Raw genomic sequence first — 18,299 nt, 5'->3', positions numbered from 1 at the left:
TGCGGATCTTGGCTATTCGGTCGGAGGGGAAAACAGCTTTCCCCTCCCTTTCAGTTCATCTCGATTCGGCGTGGCCTCAGCGCGGACCGATGCCCGGCGGGTTGCGCTCGCCTTCGCGCTTGGCGGTCAGCGGACGCTCCAGCCAATCGACATCCTTGTCCTCGATCTTGTGCACCACCACGAACTCGTCGCGCTGGGTGCCCACCGTGCCGTAGTAGTTGAAGCCATAGGCGAGCTGGGCGTAGCCGCCGACCATGTTGGTCGGCTTGACCACCACGCGCGTCACCGAGTTGAGGATGCCGCCGCGCTTGCCGGTAGACGGCGAGCCGGGGACGTTCACGATCTTTTCCTGGGCGTGGTACATCAGCGCCATGCCGCGCGGAACGCGCTGCGAGACGACCACGCGGGCGACCGTGGCGCCGTTGCCGTTCACCGCCTCGACCCAGTCGTTGTCCTCCAGGCCGATGCTCTTGGCGTCGTCCTCGGCGATCCAGAAGTACGGGCCGCCGCGGAACAGGTTCAACATGCGCAGGTTGTCCTGGTAGCTGGAGTGGATGCCCCACTTCGAGTGCGGGGTGATCCAGTTGAGCACCAGGTGCGGCTTGGCCTTGACCGCTGCCGGCGCGGCTTCGATGGCCTTCATGTCGAGACCCGGACGGAAGGCGCAGAAGCCCTCGCCGAAGTCCAGCATCCACTCGTGATCCTGGTAGAACTGGGCGCGGCCGGTGAGCGTGCGGAAGGGGATGTGCTCGTGGATGTTGGTATAGCCGGCGGTGTAGGAGACGGTTTCCGACTCGATGCCCGACCAGGTCGGCGCGGTGATGATCTTGCGCGGCTGGGCCTGGATGTCGCGGAAGGTGATCTTGTCCTCGTGGCGGCCGGCATACAGGTGGTGGTGATCGATGCCGGTCTTGACCGACAGCGCTGACCAGGACTTGTGCGCGACCTCGCCGTTGGTTTCCGGCGCCATGCGCAGCACGGCGTCGCAGGCCGCGATGTCGGCGGCGATGCTGGGCAGTCCTTTGCTGATGCCTTCCTCGCGGATGGCACCGTTGAGCGACTTGAGTTCCTCCAGCTCCTGCTCGGTGTTCCAGTCGATGCCCTTGACGTTGTTGCCGAGCTTCTTCATCAGCGGGCCGATGGCCTGGAACTTCTTCAGCGTGTTCGGGTAATCGCGCTCGACCACTTTCAGCAGCGGCAAGGTCTTGCCCGGCACCGGCTCGCACTCGCCGCGCTTCCAGTCCTTGACGCCGGTGGCCTGGGCCAGCTCGAACGGCGAGTCGTGGTGCATCGGCAGGGCGACGACGTCCTTCTTCGTGCCGAGATGCTTCTCGGCCAGCCTGGAGAAGGTCTTGGCGATGTTCTGGAAGATCTGCCAGTCGGACTTCGATTCCCAGCCCGGATTGACGGCCTCGGACAGCGGATGCACGAAGGGGTGCATGTCGGTGGTGTTGAGGTCGTGCTTCTCGTACCAGGTCGCCGTCGGCAGGATGATGTCGGAATAGGCGCCGGTGGAGTTGAGGCGGAAGTTGATGTCCACCATCAGGTCGAGCTTGGCGGTGGGGCCGTTCTCGTGCCATTTGACTTCCTTGCAGGCGCGTCCGTCCGTGCCTTCCTGCAGCACGCCGTTCTGCGCGCCGAGCAGATGCTTGAGGAAGTATTCGTGACCCTTGGCCGAGCAGCCGAGCAGGTTGGAGCGCCAGACGAAGAGATTGCGCACGTGGTTTTCCGGCGCGTCGATGTCCTCGTAGGCGAAGTTGAGCTTGCCCGACTTGAGCTGCTCGACCATGTGCCTGGCGATGCCGGCCTCGTCGATGGCGCCGGCCTTCTCGGCCTCATTGACGATGTCGATCGGGTTCTTGTTGAAGTGCGGCGCCGAAGGCAGCCAGCCGAGGCGCTGCGAGACGACGTTGTAGTCGGCCAGTTGATAGCCTTTGTAGGCGCCCTTGGCGTTGTCGGCGAGCAGGCCGTCCGCCGAGACTTTTTCGTAGCGCCACTGGTCGGTGTGGAAGTACCAGAAGGTCGTCGAATTCATGTGGCGCGGCGGACGGTGCCAGTCGGTGGCGAAGGCGATCGGCGCCCAGCCGGCCTGCGGACGCAGCTTTTCCTGGCCGACGTAGTGCGCCCAGCCGCCGCCGGTCTGGCCGACGCAGCCGCACATGTGCAGCAGGTTCATGATCGAGCGGTACGACATGTCGTTGTGGTACCAGTGGTTGATCGCCGCGCCCATGATGACCATCGACTTGCCCTTGGTCTTCGAGGCGTTCTCGGCGAACTCGCGGCCGGTGCGGATCAGGTCGGCACGCTTGACGCCGGTGACCTGCTCGGCCCAGGCCGGGGTGTAGGCGACCTTGGCGTCGTCGTAGGAGTCGGAGACGTTGCCGCCGCCCAGGCCGCGGTCGATGCCGTACTGGGCGATCTGCAGGTCGAAGACGGAGGAGACCAGCGCCTCTTCGCCGTTCGCCAGCTTGAGCTTGCGCACCGGTACGTTGCGATACAGCAGGCCCGGCTCGCCGGCGGTGAAGTGCGGGAAGCCGACGGAAACCACGTCGTCCTTGCTGTCGATGCAGGTCAGCTCGGCGATGATCTCTTCCTGGTTGGCGGCGTTCTTCGGCAGCAGGTTCCACTTGCCGTCCTCGCCCCAGCGGAAGCCCACCGAGCCGTTGGGTGCCACGTAGGACTTGGTCTTCTCGTCATAGACGATGGTCTTCCATTCGGGATTGTTGGCTTCGCCGAGGTTGCCGTCGAAGTCGGAGGCGCGCAGCGTGCGGTCGCTGGCGTAGCCTTCGCCGGCCTTGCGCAGCAGTACCAGCATCGGCATGTCGGTGTATTTGCGCGCGTATTCCTGGAAGTACGGATCCTGCTTCTTGACGTGGAATTCCTTCAGCGCGACGTGGCCCATGGCCAGGAAGGCGGCCGAGTCGGTGCCCTGCTTGACCGGCATCCAGAGGTCGGCGAACTTCACGAACTCGGCGTAGTCCGGCGCCATCGAGACGACCTTGGCGCCCTTGTAGCGCACCTCGGTGGCGAAGTGGGCGTCCGGCGTGCGCGTCATCGGCAGGTTGGCGCCGCAGATGATCAGGTAGGTCGAGTTGTACCAGTCGGCGGCTTCCGGCACGTCGGTCTGCTCGCCCCAGGTCTGCGGGCTGGCGGCCGGCAGATCGCAGTACCAGTCGTAGAAGGAGCCGCAGGCGCCGCCGATCAGCGACAGGTAGCGCGAGCCGGCGGCATAGGAGAGCATCGACATCGCGGGAATCGGCGAAAAGCCGTAGATGCGGTCCGGCCCCCACTTCTTGATGGTGTAGATGTTGGCGGCGGCGGAGATTTCGGTGACTTCATCCCAGTTGGTGCGGACGAAGCCGCCCAGGCCGCGCACGGCGGTGTACTGGATGCGCTTGGCCGGGTCGTTCTGGATGGCTTCCCAGGCTTCGACCGGATCCTTGCCCTTGGCGCGTTCGGCGCGGTACAGATCGAGCAGGCGGCCGCGCACCAGCGGATGCTTGATGCGGTGCGGGCTGTAGAGGTACCAGGAGAACGAGGCGCCGCGCTGGCAGCCGCGCGGTTCGTGGTTGGGCAGATCGTCGCGGGTGCGCGGGTAGTCGGTCTGCTGCATCTCGAAGGCGACCAGGCCATTCTTGACGAAGATCTTCCACGAGCAGCCGCCGGTGCAGTTCACGCCGTGCGTCGAGCGCACGATCTTGTCGTGGCGCCAGCGGTTGCGGTAGGCGTCTTCCCATTGACGATCCTCGTCGGTCACGATGCCGTGGCCGCCGGAGAAGGTGCTCTGGATGCGCTCGAAGAATTTCAGTCGGTCGAGAAAATGACTCATGGTGATTGCTCCTGGTGAAAATCTGTGAGTTGGGTTTTATGTGTCGCCGGTATTCGGCGGTTCAGGGATTCTTGATGTAGGCGTCCTTGCGCAGGTAGAACCACCAGTTCATGACCACGCAGATGGCATAGAAAACGGCAAAGCCGTACATCGCATATTCCGGCGTGCCGGCCTTGATCTGGCCGCCGATGATGACCGGCGCGATGAACGAGCCGTAGGCGGCGACCGCCGAAGTCCAGCCGAGCACCGGGCCGCGCTGGTCCTGGTCGAAGACGAAGCCGACGGTGCGGAAGGTCGAGCCGTTGCCGATGCCGGAGGCGGCGAACAGCACCACGAACAGCGCCATGAAGAGCAGGAAGTACTGTTCCGGCGTCGCCGAGTGATAGGCCTCGAACATCACGTAGCCGGTGGCGGCCGAGGCGATCACCAGCACGATGGAGATGATCTGGGTGACGATGGAGCCGCCGACCTTGTCGGAAATCCAGCCGCCGATCGGGCGGATCAGCGCGCCGACGAAGGGGCCGATCCAGGCGTACATCAGCGCCGACGGGGCGTTCGGGTTCTTGGCATGCACCCAGAGGCCGCTGTCGTCCATGACGTGCGTGTTGCCGAAGATGACGGTGATCGACAGCGGCAGCGCCATCGAGAAGCCGATGAAGGAGCCGAAGGTGACGACGTACAGCGCGGTCATCGACCAGGTGTGCTTGTTCTTGAAGATGGCGAACTGCTTGGTCAGGTTGGCCTTCATCTCGCCGGTGGCGGTGAGCTTCATCGCCAGCAGCGTGCCGAACATGACGCCGATCAGCATCACCCACATGCCTCCGCCCGAGAGAACGCCGATGCCGGTCGGCGCGGGCAGGTAGAGGTAAAGGGCGACGGCGGAAATCACCAGCGCCAGCAGATAGAAGAAGAACACCTTGAACAGCGCGGCGGCGGTCGAGCCGATGTTGGGCGAGACGGTCAGCAGGTTGTTCATGCCGAACCAGCCGAAGAAGGCCAGCGGCACCAGCAGCAGCAGCCAGACGAAGCCGGCGTTCTGCACGTAGGTCGGCGTGCCGGCGACGATCTTGCCGACCAGCGAGGCGGAGTCCTTGACCAGCGGGATCGGCTCGCCGCCGATGGCGCCGAACAGGCCGACGGTCATCACCAGCGGAATCAGGATCTGCATGGTGGTGACGCCGAAGTTGCCGAGGCCGGCGTTCAACCCCAGCGCGGTGCCTTGCAGGCGCTTGGGGAAGAAGGTGCTGATGTTGGACATCGAGCAGGCGAAGTTGCCGCCGCCGATGCCGGAGAGCAGCGCGCAGAGCTGGAAGAACCACAGCGGCGTGGTCTTGTCCTGCAGCGCGATGCCGGTCAGCACGGCCGGCACCATCAGCAGCGCGGTGGTCAGCCAGACGGTATTGCGGCCGCCGCAGATGCGGATGAAGAACGATGCCGGGATGCGTAGGGTGGCGCCCGACAGACCGGAGATCGCCGCGATGGTGAACAGCTCTTCAGGGCCAAAGGGGAAGCCGGCGTTGGCCATCTGCACCGTGATGATGCCCCACATCAGCCAGACGGCGAAACCGCAGAGCAGGCTGGGTATGGAAATCCACAGGTTGCGGTTGGCGATGCGGCGGCCGCGGTTTTCCCAGAAGATCGGGTCTTCGGGGCGCCAGTCGATGATGTCGCAACCCGATGTCACTTGCGGTGTTTTTACATCGTTGGCATCGCTGCCCAGCGTTGCTTGGGATGCGGAGGTCATGTCGTTCTCCAGTGAAGTTTGAGTCGTTCAGGCGACGAGCTGATGCTTGCCGCTCATGGTGTCCATGTTGCGCACCTCGGTCCAGTACATCCAGATCAGCGAGACCCAGACCACGCCGTACATCAGCATGAAGCAGCTGGAGCGGACGCCGGTCCAGTCGACCAGGGCGCCGAACATGATCGGCAGCAGGAAGCCGCCCAGGCCGCCGGCCAGGCCGACGATGCCGGAGATGACGCCGATGTTGTGCGGATAGTCGTCGGAGATGTACTTGAAGACCGAGGCCTTGCCGATCGCCCAGGCAATGCCCATGCCGAACATCAGCGCGGTGAATACCCAGACGTTGAGGCCGATATGGAAGTTTTGCGGGCCGCTGACCGTCTGCACCACCAGGTCGGTCTGCGGATAGGAGAGGATGAACAGGCAGATCCAGGAGAACCACAGCACCCACCAGGTCACCTTGTGCGCGCCGAACTTGTCGGAGAAATAGCCGCCCAGCGCGCGCAGCACGCCGCCCGGCAGCGAGAAGCAGGCGGCGAGGAAGGCGGCGTCCTTGATGTCGAAGCCGTATTCCGCGACGTAGTACTTGGTCATCCACAGCGACAGCGCGACATAGCCGCCGAAGACGATGGAGTAGTACTGGGAATATTTCCAGACCCTGGGATCCTTCAGCGCGGCGAGCTGCTCGGCGACGGTGACCTTGGCGCCGGCCTTGTGCGCCGGATCGTCGAAGGTGAACAGCCAGAACAGGATCACGGTGCCGAGCATCACCGCCGCATAGACCTGCGGCACGTACTGCCAGCCGTAGGCCAGCACCAGCGACGGCGCGACCAGCTTGGTCACCGCCGCGCCGGAGTTGCCGGCGCCGAAGATGCCCATCGCCAGGCCCTGCTGGTTCTTCGGGAACCAGCGCGCGCAGTAGGCGATGCCGACGGTGAAGGAGCCGCCGGCGACGCCGACGAACAGGCCGGTCACCAGGAAGTGCCAGAACTCCGTGCCGTACGAGATGAAGTAGATCGGCACGATGGTCGAGGCCATCAGGATGACGAAGACGATGCGGCCGCCGAACTTGTCGGTCAGCATGCCCAGCGGCAGGCGGATCAGCGAGCCGGTCAACACCGGCATGGCCACCAGCAGGCCGAACTGGGTTTCGTTCAGTTCCAATGCGTTCTTGATCGGGATGCCGATGACGGCAAACATCATCCAGACCATGAAGCACACGGTGAATGCAATTGTGCTCATGGCGACGACCGACCATTGCTTCGTCTTTTGCGATGCCACGATGCTCCCCTTTACCAAAGTTGTGAAACCGGCGCTGCGGACCGTGAATCGGGTTCTCCGCGATATTGGGCAGTCTAGGGAAGCGCGTCGCCCTGCAACATCCGCCAGTGGTTTAAGTGTCCGCACGCATGGGGAGGATGTCGAGCTTCGGTCAAAAGAACTAATTCACCTCCCGCGACTAGTTCGAAAGAACTAGTCGCGGGAGGTGTCGGCAGCGCCGCCGAAGGTGAATGTGAGTGCGAATGTTTCTTCATCCCTCGCAAAAACAACGCTCTCGTTGCGCTTGGAGGGGGCGGTGCCGCTTGGGCAGGGCGTCGATTCTTGCAGCACACTGATGATCAATTTATCCTTGAAGAGTCGACGCTTTCCCCAGCAGGCTCCGGCAATCCATTTTCTGCAGATCATCGCCTACCCATGGAGGTCCGAGTTGCTGCTCACTGACATTGTCCGTTTGCCTCGCATGATGGATCGTCTGGACCGCCGCCTTCCCCGTTCCGGCCAGCGCGGCTTCATCCTTGGCGTGCTGACCCTGGCGCTGGCGGCCTGCACGTCGCTCGTTCCACATGGTGAATTGCCCGCGCCGCCGGTGGCGCAGCGCTGGCCGGGCGATGCGCAAAGCGGCAATGCCCAGGGATCGGTCGCGGCCGAGCTGCATTGGCGCGACTACTTCGCCGCGCCCGAGCTGGTGGCCTTGATCGACACCGCGCTGCAGAACAATCGCGATCTGCGCCTGGCCCTGTTGCGCGTCGAGGAAGCGCGTGCCGTCCATGGCATCCAGCGTGCCGGCCAGTTTCCGTCCATTGGCGCCGGCGCGCAGGGCGCGCGCAGTCGGCTGCCGGGCGATCTCAATGCCAGCGGCCGCTCCATGGTTGGCAGCGATTACGAGGTTTTCGTCGGCCTGAGCAATTGGGAGCTCGATCTGTGGGGGCGGGTGCGCAGCCTCAAGGAAGCCGCCTTGCAGGAATATCTGGCCACCGAAGCCGCCCAGCGCGCGGCGCGCGCCGCGCTCATCGCCGTGGTGGCCGACGCCTGGCTCGGTCTGCGCGAGCTCGACGAGCGCGTGGCGCTGGCGCAGGAAAGTCTCGCAACCCGCGAAGAAGCCTGGCGCATCTTCCGCCGCCGCAATGAAGTGGGCGCTGCCTCGAAGCTGGAACTGACCCAGGTGGAAACCTTGCTCAATCACGCCCGCGCCCTGACGGCCCGGTTGCAGCAGGCGCGCGCCGCCCAGGCGCATGCCCTGACGCTGCTGCTGGGTGCGCCCACGGAACTGGCGTCGGCCGCCAACACGCGCTTGCGCGACGAGGACGTGTTCATGCCCTTGCGCGCCGGCTTGCCGGCCGATTTGCTCACGGTCCGCCCCGACATTCTTGCCGCCGAGCGGCGGCTGGCCGCTGCCCGGGCCAATGTCCAGGCGGCGCGGGCGGCGTTCTTTCCCCGCATTGCCTTGACCGGCAGTCTGGGCAGCGCCAGCGCCCAGCTCGACGGCCTGTTCGCCGCCGGCAGCCGCGCCTGGACGTTCGTGCCGACGCTTTCCCTGCCCATCTTCGACGGCGGACTGCGCCAGGCCAACTTGGATCTGGCCGCCGTGCGCAGCGACATGGCCGTCGCCGACTACGAGCGCACCATCCAGCTCGCCTTCCGCGAAGTGGCCGATGCGCTCTCGGCCCGTCAATGGCTGGCGCAGCAGGTCGCCATTCAGCGCCAGTCGCTCGACACCCAGATGCAGCGCGCGCGGCTGGCGCAATTGCGCTACGACCACGGCGCGGCCGCCTATCTCGAAGTGCTCGACGCCCAGCGCGACCTGCTGGAGGCGCAGCAACAGTGGGTGCAGGTGCGCCGCAGCCTGCTGTCCAGCCATATCGCGCTCTACACCGCCCTGGGCGGCGGCAGCGAGCACGTCCCGGTCGTTACGTCCATTCCTTGAAAGCATGTCAATGGCATTCACTTCGTCATCGAATAAATCCATTTTTATCATTGGGGCGCTTGCCGTCGCCGCCCTGGTGGCCTGGTACGGCTGGTCGCAGTACGCCAGCCAGGGGCCGGGCGAGGGTTTCATCAGCGGCAATGGACGCATCGAAGCCACGGAAATCGACGTCGCCGCCAAGCTTCCCGGCCGCGTGAGCGAAATTGCCGTGCGCGAGGGCGATTTCGTCACCGCCGGACAGGTGCTGGCCAGAATGCAGGTCGATACCCTCGAAGCACAGCGCGAGGAAGCGCTGGCCGGCCATCAGGAAGCCCTCCATGCCGTGGCCGCCGCCAAGGCGCAAATCAGCCTGCGCCGGAGCGACGTTGTCGCCGTGCAGGCACAGGTTGCCCAGCGCGAGGCCGAGCTCGATGCCGCCCAGCGGCGTCTGGCGCGCTCGGCAACCTTGAGCCAGGAAGGCGCTGCCTCGCAGCAGGAACTGGACGACGACCGGGCGCGCGTGCGCAGCGCGGAAGCCGCGCTCGCTGCCGCGCGGGCGCAGGTCGTCGCGGCCCAGGCGGCGGTCGAGGCGGCCCGGGCGCAGCAGACCGGCGCGGAATCCCGCGCCAGGGCGGTGCAGGCGACCATCGAGCGGATCGACGTGGAGATCGCCGACAGTGAACTCAAGGCCCCGCGCGACGGCCGCGTGCAGGTGCGCGTGGCGCAGCCCGGCGAAGTGATCGGCGCCGGCGGGCGGCTGCTCAACCTGCTCGATCTGTCCGATGTGTACATGACGTTCTTCGTTCCCGAAACGGCGGCGGGGCGCATCGCGCTGGGCAGTGAAGTCCGCATCGTGCTCGATGCGGCGAAGGGCGTCGTGATTCCGGCCCGGGTGTCCTTCGTCGCCAGCCAGGCCCAGTTCACGCCGAAGACGGTGGAAACCGCCAGCGAACGGCAGAAGCTGATGTTCCGCGTGCGCGCGCAGATTCCTCCAGAGCTGCTGCGCCGTCATCTGGAGAAGGTCAAGACCGGCGTGCCGGGCGTGGCCTGGCTCAAGCTCGATGCGCAGGCGGCATGGCCCGCCGCGCTGGCGGTGACGCCGGCGCTGCAGACGCCAGCGGTGGACTGAGCCCGTGCAGCGCGCACCGTCCTTGCCCGTGGCGCGCCTGCGCGGCGTGCGGCTGCGCTATGGCAAGGTCGAGGCGCTGGCCGGCATCGACCAGGAGATTCCCGCCGGCTGCATGGTCGGCCTGATCGGCCCCGATGGCGTCGGCAAGTCCAGCCTGCTGGCCTTGATTGCCGGCGCGCGCAGGATCCAGGAAGGCCGGGTCGAAGCGCTGGGCGGCGACATGGCGAGCCGTCGCCACCGCAACACGGCCTGCCCGCGCATCGCCTACATGCCGCAGGGCCTGGGCAAGAACCTCTATCCCACCTTGTCGGTGGAGGAGAACCTGCAGTTTTTCGCCCGCCTGTTCGGGCATGACGCCGCCGAACGCCGCCGGCGCATCGACGATCTCACCCGCGCCACCGGCCTGTATCCCTTCCTCGCCCGCCCGGCCGGCAAGCTGTCGGGCGGCATGAAGCAGAAGCTCGGCCTGTGCTGCGCGCTGATCCACGATCCGGATCTGCTGATTCTCGATGAACCGACCACCGGCGTCGATCCGCTGGCGCGCGCGCAGTTCTGGGACTTGATCGCGCGCATCCGCGGCGAACGTCCGGGCATGAGCGTGCTCGTCGCCACCGCCTACATGGACGAGGCGCAGCGCTTCGACTGGCTGGTGGCGATGGATGCCGGCCAGGTGCTGGCGACCGGCTCGCCGCAGGAATTGCTGGCGCGCACCGGCACCGACTCGCTGGAAGCCGCCTTCATCGGCCTCTTGCCGCCGGAGAAGACCCGCGGCCACCGGGCGGTCGACATTCCGCCGCTGCAGGTCGATGAGGACGACATCGCCATCGAGGCCCGGGATCTGACCATGCGCTTCGGCGATTTCGTCGCCGTCGATCACGTCAGCTTCCGCATCCGGCGCGGCGAAATCTTCGGTTTCCTCGGCTCCAACGGCTGCGGCAAGACCACCACGATGAAAATGCTCACCGGCCTCTTGCCGGCCAGCGAGGGACAGGCCTGGCTGTTCGGCCACGCGGTCGATCCGAAGGACATCGACACCCGCCGGCGCGTGGGCTACATGTCGCAGGCCTTCTCGCTGTATGGCGAATTGAGCGTCCGCCAGAACCTGGTATTGCATGCCCGTTTGTTCAACGTGCCCGAGGCGCAGATTCCCGCCCGGGTGGCCGAGATGATGGAACGCTTCGGCCTGGGCGAAGTGCAGGATGCGCTGCCCGAGAGCCTGCCCCTGGGGGTGCGCCAGCGGTTGTCGCTGGCGGTGGCGATGGTGCACCGGCCCGAGATGCTGATCCTCGACGAACCCACTTCGGGCGTCGATCCGGTGGCGCGCGACGCTTTCTGGCGGCTTTTGGTGGAGTTGTCGCGGCGCGACCGGGTGACGATCTTCATTTCCACTCATTTCATGAACGAGGCCGAGCGCTGCGACCGCATGTCGATGATGCACGCCGGCAAGGTGCTCGACAGCGACGTGCCGGCCGGACTGGTGGCCAAGCGCGGCGCGAAGTCGCTGGAGGACGCCTTCATCGGCTACCTGCTCGAAGCCGACGGCAGCGTGCCGGCTGCCGGGGAGGGCGAGTCCCCCACCGCAATGCAGAGCGGGCGCGCGGCGCACGATTTCACTGCCGGACAGCACCGGCGCTTCAGCCTGCGGCGCATGATCGCCTACCTGTGGCGGGAGACGCTGGAATTGCAGCGCGATCCGGTGCGGGCAACGCTGGCGCTGGCGGGTTCGGTGATCCTGATGCTGGTGATGGGCTTCGGCATCAGCATGGATGTGAATGACCTGCGCTACGCCGTGCTCGACCGCGACCAGACCACGCTCAGCCGCGACTACGCCTTGCAGTTGTCCGGCTCGCGCTATTTCGTCGAACGACCGCCGATCGCCGACTACGCCGAGCTGGATCGGCGCATGAAGAGCGGCGAACTGAGCCTGGCGCTGGAAATCCCGTCCGGTTTCATGCGTGACGTGCTGCGCGGCAAGCACGTGCAGATCGGCGCCTGGATCGACGGCGCGATGCCGCAGCGCGCCGAAACCGTCGGCGGCTACGTGCAGGGCATCCATCTGCACTGGCTGGCCGCGCAGATGGCGCAGCGCACGGGCGGCACGGCCGGCGGGCTGGCCAGCATCGAAACCCGCTTCCGCTACAACCCGGACGTGAAAAGCCTGCCGGCCATGGTGCCGGCCATCATGCCGCTGATGTTGCTGATGCTGCCGGCCATGCTCACCGCGCTGGCGGTGGTGCGCGAAAAGGAAACCGGCGCCATCGTGAATCTCTACGTGACCCCGGTCACCCGCAGCGAGTTCCTGCTGGGCAAGCAACTGCCCTATGTGGCGCTGGCCATGCTGAACTTCGCGACGATGACCTTGCTGGCGGTGACGGTCTTCGGCGTGCCGCTCACCGGCAGCGCACCCACCCTGGTGCTGGCCGCGCTGCTCTACAGCATCTGCGCGACCGGCCTGGGCCTGCTGGCATCGAGCGTCACCCGCAGCCAGATCGCGGCGATGTTCTTTACGATGATCGGCACGATGATTCCGGCTTCGCTGTTTTCCGGCTTGATCGATCCGGTCTCGTCGCTGCAGGGCGCCGCGCGCTGGCTGGGCGAGGTGTATCCGGCCACCCACATGATCGACATCAGCCGTGGCGTGTTCAACAAGGCGCTGCGTTTTTCCGATCTGCACGCCTCGCTGTGGGCCATGCTGGTCGCTGCACCAGTGATCGTCGGCGCGGCGATTGCCCTGCTGCGCAAACAGGAGCGGTGAGGGATGGGGCAACCTCGAACCGGCGCCTTCCTGCTCTTCCTGGCCAATACCTGGCGCCTGGGCATCAAGGAATTGTGGAGCCTGTGGCGGGACCCGGCGATGCTGGTGCTGATCGTCTACGTGTTCACCATCGGCGTGTATACCGCCGCCACGGCGATGCCGGAGACGCTCAACAATGCGCCCATTGCCATCGTCGACGCAGACCGTTCGCCGCTGTCCCGGCGCATCGCGGCGGCCCTGTATCCACCACAGTTCAGCCCGCCGCGGATGATCGACTGGCCGCAGATGGATCCCGGCATGGATGCCGGTTTGTATACCTTCGTGCTGGTGATCCCGCCGGGTTTTCAGCGCGACGTGCTGGCCGGGCGCTCGCCCGGCATCCAGCTCAACGTCGATGCCACCCGCATGAGTCAGGCTTTCGTCGGCAGCGGCTACGTGCAGCAGACCGTGATGGGCGAGATCGACGAATTCGTGCAACGCCAGCGCGCCGGCGCCGTGCCGCCGGTGGAGCTGGTGCTGCGGGCGCGCTTCAACCCGGCGCTGGAACCGGCCTGGTTCGGCAGCCTGGTGGAGGTGGTCAACTACATCACCATGCTGTCGATCATCCTCTCCGGCGCGGCGCTGATCCGCGAACGCGAGCGCGGTACGGTCGAGCATCTGCTGGTGATGCCGGTGACGCCGGCGCAAATCATGCTCGCCAAAACCTGGTCGATGAGTCTGGTGGTGGTGCTGGCGGCCTGGGCATCGCTGACTTTCATCGTGCAGGGCGTGCTGCAGGTGCCGGTGGCCGGTTCGCTGCTGCTGTTTTTTGCCGGCACGGCGCTGTGCCTGTTCGCCACCACGGCGATGGGGATCTTCATGGCGACGCTGGCGCGCAACATGCCGCAATTCGCGATGCTGATGATACTTATCATCATGCCTCTGGAGATGCTTTCCGGCGGCAGCACGCCGCGCGAATCCATGCCCGGCATCGTGCAGAACATCATGCTGGCCGCGCCGACGACCCACTTCGTCGAGATCGGCCAGGCCATCCTGTTCCGTGGCGCGGGACTGGACGTGGTGTGGCGGCCCTTCCTGTGGCTGGGGCTGATCGGTGCGACATTGTTCATGCTGTCGCTGGCGCGCTTTCGCAAGACCATCAGCCAGATGGCTTGATGGAGTGTTCTGGAGATGTTTTTTTACTTGCGCAACCGGGTTTCATTGCCATTGGCCATTGCGACATCCTGTTTGGCCGGTCTGCCTCTTGCCGCAACCGGACAGGAAGCCTCCCAGGCCGCATGCAGCGAGAGGACGCTTTTGCACGCCAAGGGCACGCTCAACCTGCGCATCGACAACGACATGTTCGGCGGCCTGGACCAGGACCAGGGCTATTCCAATGGCTTTCTCATGAGCTGGGTGTCTCCCAACCTGGTGAACTATCGTGATGATCCATGCCTGCCCCGCATCGTGCGCGGCTTGAACCGGTATCTGGAATTCCTGCAGCCCGGCGGTTTCGACGAACAGAACATGATCATCGGCCTGGGACAGATGATGTACACCCCGAACGACCGCCGGCCCAGCGATCTGATTCCGGATGACCGGCCTTTCGCGGGCGCATTGCTGCTGAGTCTGGGCTACAACGCCCGGCGTGGGGACAGCCTGCGCACTTCCCAGATCCGTTTCGGCATGGTCGGGCCGGCGGCGCGTGCCAAGCAGACGCAGAACGCCTGGCACGACCTGATCGGCGTGGATCGGTTCCACGGCTGGGATCACCAGTTGCGCAACGAAGCCGTGGTGCAGTTGCTCCACGAGCGCCGTACCCGCGTCACCCGGCAGGCAGGGGCGGATGGCTGGGGCTGGGATCTCACGCGGCATTGGGGGGCGAGCCTGGGCAACTTCGCGACCTATGCCAATACCGGCGGCGAGTGGCGCTTCGGACTGCATCTGCCGGACGACCTCGGCACCGCGCCGCTGCGCCCGGCCGGCGAGAACACCTCCCCGCTGCATGCGGCAAGGAATGGCGACTGGAGTGGGCACTTGTTCGTCGCCCTCGATGCCCGCTGGGTACTGCACGACATCACGCTCGACGGCAATGCCTTCAAAGCCAGCCACAACGTGGACAAACGGCCTTTCGTCGCGGACATTGGCTACGGCGCTGCCGTGTACCACGGCGCCTGGCGCATCGCCTTTGCGCGCTACCACCGCAGCCGCGAGTTTCGCGGCCAAAAGGACGTGCCCGTCTACGGCACCATCACGATTGGCAGGCGCTTCTGAGCGCTGCGGAAACACATCCCGGGCAACAGGCTTACAATGTACACTTTTGCTTGGGGCTAACTATGACTATGGAAGCCGAGCCGCAACAATTCGACGTCATCGTGGTCGGCGCCGGGCCGGCGGGGGCGACGGCGGCCTATTACCTGGTGCAGGAGTCGCGCCGGCAAGGCCTGCCGCTGACGGTCGCCCTGCTGGAAAAAGCCCGCTTCCCGCGCGACAAATACTGCGGCGACGCCTGGTGCGCGCCGGCGCTGGACATCCTCGAAGACATGGGCGTGTTGCAGCAGATCGTCGCCGACGGCCTGTACCAGGACACCACCTCGGGCGGCTTCGTCTCGCCCAGCGGCGAGAACTACATGACCAGCGAAGGCGGCGATGCGCAGGTGGCCAAGGAGAACCGCACCTTCGCCATCAAGCGCATGATCTGCGACGAGCGCATCGCCCGGCGCGCCGCCGAAACCGGCGCCGCGCTGATCGAGGAAGCGAATGTCGCCGGCGCCGAGCTCGGCGCGGATGGTCTGTGGCGGGTACGCTGCGTCGACCAGCGCGAGCTCCGCTGCAGGATGCTGATCGCCGCCGACGGCGCGACCAGCAAGCTGGCGCGCGCGCTCGGCGTGGTCAAGGATGCGCCGAGCGCCGCCGCCGCGCGCCAGTACGTCAAGGGCGGCACGCACAACTTCAAGGCCGGCGGCGTGCTGCTGTTTCCCGAGTATGTGCTGCCCGGCTACGTCGCGCTGTTCCGCCACTACAACGACGACATCGATCTGGGCGCCTACATCATTCCCGGCGGTGCCGCAAAGGTCGAGGATGCGGCGCGCATCTATGAGGACAAGATCCTCAACGACCCGTTCATCCAGCGCGTGCTCGGCCCGCGCGTCGAGTTTCTCGAACCGGTGCGCACCGCCTCGCTGCGCATGGGCGGCGTCGAGCGCAGCACCATGAAGCAGTTCATGGCCGTGGGTGATGCCGCCGGCCAGACCGATCCGCTGACCGGCGAAGGCATCCACACGGCGATGATCGGCGGCCGTTTAGCCGCGCGGCGCGTGCTGGAGATGTTTGCTGCAAATACTTTCGACGACGGCGCGGCCGCCGTGTATCACCAGCGCTGGATGGACGCCTTCGGCAAGGACTTCAAGTCCTCGGCGCTGTCGGCGAAGATGTCCTACCGTTACCCTTACTTTCTCGACGCCGCCGCCAAGTTGGCCGAGCGCGCCGGCGACAGCTTCATGAACGAGTTCGGCGCCATCATGACCGGCGTCAAGCCGAAGTCGACCTATGCCCGCCCCGACATCGCGTTTCCCCTGACCTGGGAAGTCAGCAAGCAATTCTTCAGGCAGAAGATCCTGCGCCAGGCCGCAGGCGATGCCGCCTATCGCCTGCGTGCCGAGGAGAACCCGGCGCGCAGGAGTTCGTTCAGCGCGGTCTGCTTGCGCGATCCGCAGATCTCCGCCAAGTCGGTGCAGGAAGCCTGGGCGCAGAAGAGCCGCCTCAATCCGGCCGAGGAGCTGTTCCAGTTCGCCAACGAGGCGCCCGGCGCGCGGCCCGTGCTGATCCTCTACGGTTCCGAGTACGGCTTCTGCAAGGGCGCCGCGCTGCGCCTGGCCGAGGAGCTCGCCGAAGTGACCATCGAAGATGTTCCCCTCTCGCCGCGCGTGCTCGACCTCGCCGCGCATCACCTGATCGACTGGTCGCGCGAGCCGCTGGTGTTCGTCGTCTGCGCCACCGCCGGCGACGGCGAGTTTCCGGAGAATGCCAAGTCCTTCGTCGAATGGCTGGAGCAGGCGGGCGATGCTGCGCTCAAGCAGACCGCCTACGCGCTGCTGGCCTGCGGCGACAGTTCCTACCCGAACTTCTGCCGCGCCGGCCACAATCTGCATGCGCTGCTGGGCAAGGCCGGCGCGCGCGCCGCGTGCCGCGTGCACGAAGTCGACCAGGAAGACGAAGACCAACTCGGCGCCTGGTTCGATGCCGTGCACACCATCCTCGAAAAGTCGCCGCCGCTCGCCACGCAGGACGCCGCCGGCGACTACCTGCTCGCCGCCGCCCAGGCGCACTATGCCGGCCAGGACAGCAACGCGCAGATTTCGCGCAAGCATCCCTGCCGCGCGCGCATCGTCGCGCGCACCCTGCTCACCCAGGCCGACGACGCGGCAAACGATGGGCAGGAAACCGTGTCGCTGGAACTCGACCTGCGCCACTTCCCCGATCCGCGCCGCATGGACTGGCAGCCGGGCGATGCGCTGGGCGTGCTGCCGCACAACTCGCCGGTGCTGGTCGCGCGCATCCTCGAACTGATGGACCTGGACGGCGACACGACGGTCGACCTCGGCCCGGGCGGCCAGGATAGCCTGCGCTTCGAAGACGCGCTGCTGGCGCGTCTCGACATCAAGCCGTTGAACCGCGCCCGCGTCGAGAAGTTCGTCGCGCAGATCGACGACGATGAAGAGCTCGCGCAGTGGCGGAAAATCGTTGCCGCGCACGGCGGCGATGCGGCTGCCGCGGCGCGCGAGTATTCGCACGGCCGCGAACTCGTCGATCTGCTCGAAGACTTTCCGCAGACGGCCCGCCAGCTCGGTGCCGAGGATTGGGTCAAGCTGTTGTCGCCGATCCAGCCGCGCTTCTACTCGATCGCCTCGTCGCCGCTCGTCGAAGCCGAGCAGATCACGCTGTGCGTCTCGCGCGTGCGCTTCGAGACCCACGGCAAGCCGCGCGAGGGCCTGGCCTCGAACTACCTCGCCGCGCATCTCGACATCGGCGCCGAGTGCGACGTGTTTCTTCAGGCCAACCAGGCTTTCCGCCCGGTCGCGCTCGATGCGCCGGTCGGCTGCGTGATGATCGGCCCGGGCACCGGCGTGTCGCCGTTCCGCGGTTTCGTCCAGCACATGGCGAAGCAGGCGGAGGCCAGCGGCAAGACGCTCGCCCGGATCTGGCCGGACGGCGACGTGCCGCTGCTGTTCTTCGGTTGCCGCCATCCCGAGCGCGACTTCCTCTACCGCGAGGAATGGCAGGCGCTCGATGCCGCCGGCGAGATTCGCCTGATCACGGCTTTCTCGCGCACCCAGCCGGAGAAAATCTACGTCCAGCAGCGCCTGCGCGATGAGGCCGCATTGATCTGGCAGCGCCTCGAGCGTGGCGCCAGTTTCTATGTTTGCGGCGACGCCACGCACATGGCCGGCGATGTCGAGCAGGCGCTGCTGGACATCATCATGCAGCAAGGGCGGAAAACGCCGGAAGAAGCACGCAGCTATCTCGATGCCGTGGCCCGCGCCGGGCGTTATCTGAAGGATGTCTGGGGCTGATCGGTTCGTCGGCGCGTCGGCTGCCGGGGAACGGCGAGTGGGGAGGGAGAGCAGAACGGCCTGGGTTATGATGCGCCTTTTGCCATCTTTGCCGTCCGCAGCGAGGAGT

At 65.9% G+C, this 18,299-nt stretch carries 9 protein-coding genes; 6 read left to right on the top strand and 3 right to left on the bottom strand.

Features of this window, described 5'->3' with window-relative positions; all coding sequences use genetic code 11:
• Window positions 1–76 precede the first annotated feature (76 nt).
• From SDENCHOL_RS01115 to SDENCHOL_RS01105, 3 genes are all read right to left on the bottom strand, one after another.
• Window positions 77–3,829: a nitrate reductase subunit alpha gene (locus SDENCHOL_RS01115; protein WP_154715736.1), complete on the bottom strand. Its 3,753-nt coding sequence runs from the start codon at window positions 3,827–3,829 to the stop codon at window positions 77–79.
• A 61-nt stretch (window positions 3,830–3,890) separates the two neighbouring features.
• Complete coding sequence (locus SDENCHOL_RS01110) at window positions 3,891–5,573, bottom strand: MFS transporter (protein WP_154715735.1); 1,683 nt, start codon at window positions 5,571–5,573, stop codon at window positions 3,891–3,893.
• A 27-nt stretch (window positions 5,574–5,600) separates the two neighbouring features.
• On the bottom strand, window positions 5,601–6,812 hold the full coding sequence (locus tag SDENCHOL_RS01105) for an MFS transporter (protein WP_154715734.1): 1,212 nt from the start codon (window positions 6,810–6,812) through the stop codon (window positions 5,601–5,603).
• Between the two features lie 499 nt (window positions 6,813–7,311).
• On the opposite strand from SDENCHOL_RS01105, the gene SDENCHOL_RS01100 reads away from it, so the two are divergent.
• The 6 genes from SDENCHOL_RS01100 to SDENCHOL_RS01075 all read left to right on the top strand — a co-directional run bounded on the left by SDENCHOL_RS01100 (window position 7,312) and on the right by SDENCHOL_RS01075 (window position 18,190).
• Window positions 7,312–8,775 carry an efflux transporter outer membrane subunit gene (locus tag SDENCHOL_RS01100; RefSeq protein ID WP_231912885.1) on the top strand — a complete coding sequence of 488 codons (1,464 nt, stop codon included), beginning with the start codon at window positions 7,312–7,314 and terminating at the stop codon, window positions 8,773–8,775.
• A 10-nt stretch (window positions 8,776–8,785) separates the two neighbouring features.
• Window positions 8,786–9,883 carry an HlyD family secretion protein gene (locus SDENCHOL_RS01095; RefSeq protein WP_154717316.1) on the top strand — a complete coding sequence of 366 codons (1,098 nt, stop codon included), beginning with the start codon at window positions 8,786–8,788 and terminating at the stop codon, window positions 9,881–9,883.
• A 4-nt stretch (window positions 9,884–9,887) separates the two neighbouring features.
• On the top strand, window positions 9,888–12,638 hold the full coding sequence (gene rbbA / locus SDENCHOL_RS01090) for a ribosome-associated ATPase/putative transporter RbbA (RefSeq protein WP_154715733.1): 2,751 nt from the start codon (window positions 9,888–9,890) through the stop codon (window positions 12,636–12,638).
• Window positions 12,639–12,641: 3 nt separating this feature from the next.
• Entirely contained in the window at window positions 12,642–13,793 is a 1,152-nt protein-coding gene (locus tag SDENCHOL_RS01085) for an ABC transporter permease (protein WP_154715732.1), read from the top strand.
• A gap of 15 nt (window positions 13,794–13,808) precedes the next feature.
• On the top strand, window positions 13,809–14,891 hold the full coding sequence (locus tag SDENCHOL_RS01080) for a lipid A deacylase LpxR family protein (RefSeq protein WP_154715731.1): 1,083 nt from the start codon (window positions 13,809–13,811) through the stop codon (window positions 14,889–14,891).
• A 62-nt stretch (window positions 14,892–14,953) separates the two neighbouring features.
• The gene (locus tag SDENCHOL_RS01075; RefSeq protein WP_154715730.1) at window positions 14,954–18,190 is read left to right on the top strand and encodes a flavodoxin domain-containing protein; all 3,237 of its coding nucleotides are present in this window, start codon (window positions 14,954–14,956) and stop codon (window positions 18,188–18,190) included.
• The last annotated feature ends 109 nt before the right edge of the window (window positions 18,191–18,299 follow it).

Origin of the sequence: Sterolibacterium denitrificans (genome assembly GCF_900174485.1) — a bacterium.
Classification (GTDB): Bacteria; Pseudomonadota; Gammaproteobacteria; order Burkholderiales; family Rhodocyclaceae; genus Sterolibacterium; species Sterolibacterium denitrificans.
The sequence above is the reverse complement of the archived record's forward strand: the minus strand, read 5'-3'. Positions and strand labels throughout refer to the sequence as shown.

Coding starts and splice junctions, on each gene's coding strand:
- SDENCHOL_RS01100 (WP_231912885.1), top strand. CDS start 7,312: ATGATGGATCGTCTGGACCGCCGCCTTCCCCGTTCCGGCCAGCGCGGC.
- SDENCHOL_RS01075 (WP_154715730.1), top strand. CDS start 14,954: ATGACTATGGAAGCCGAGCCGCAACAATTCGACGTCATCGTGGTCGGC.
- SDENCHOL_RS01110 (WP_154715735.1), bottom strand. CDS start 5,573: ATGACCTCCGCATCCCAAGCAACGCTGGGCAGCGATGCCAACGATGTA.
- SDENCHOL_RS01115 (WP_154715736.1), bottom strand. CDS start 3,829: ATGAGTCATTTTCTCGACCGACTGAAATTCTTCGAGCGCATCCAGAGC.
- SDENCHOL_RS01095 (WP_154717316.1), top strand. CDS start 8,786: ATGGCATTCACTTCGTCATCGAATAAATCCATTTTTATCATTGGGGCG.
- SDENCHOL_RS01085 (WP_154715732.1), top strand. CDS start 12,642: ATGGGGCAACCTCGAACCGGCGCCTTCCTGCTCTTCCTGGCCAATACC.
- SDENCHOL_RS01080 (WP_154715731.1), top strand. CDS start 13,809: ATGTTTTTTTACTTGCGCAACCGGGTTTCATTGCCATTGGCCATTGCG.
- SDENCHOL_RS01105 (WP_154715734.1), bottom strand. CDS start 6,812: ATGAGCACAATTGCATTCACCGTGTGCTTCATGGTCTGGATGATGTTT.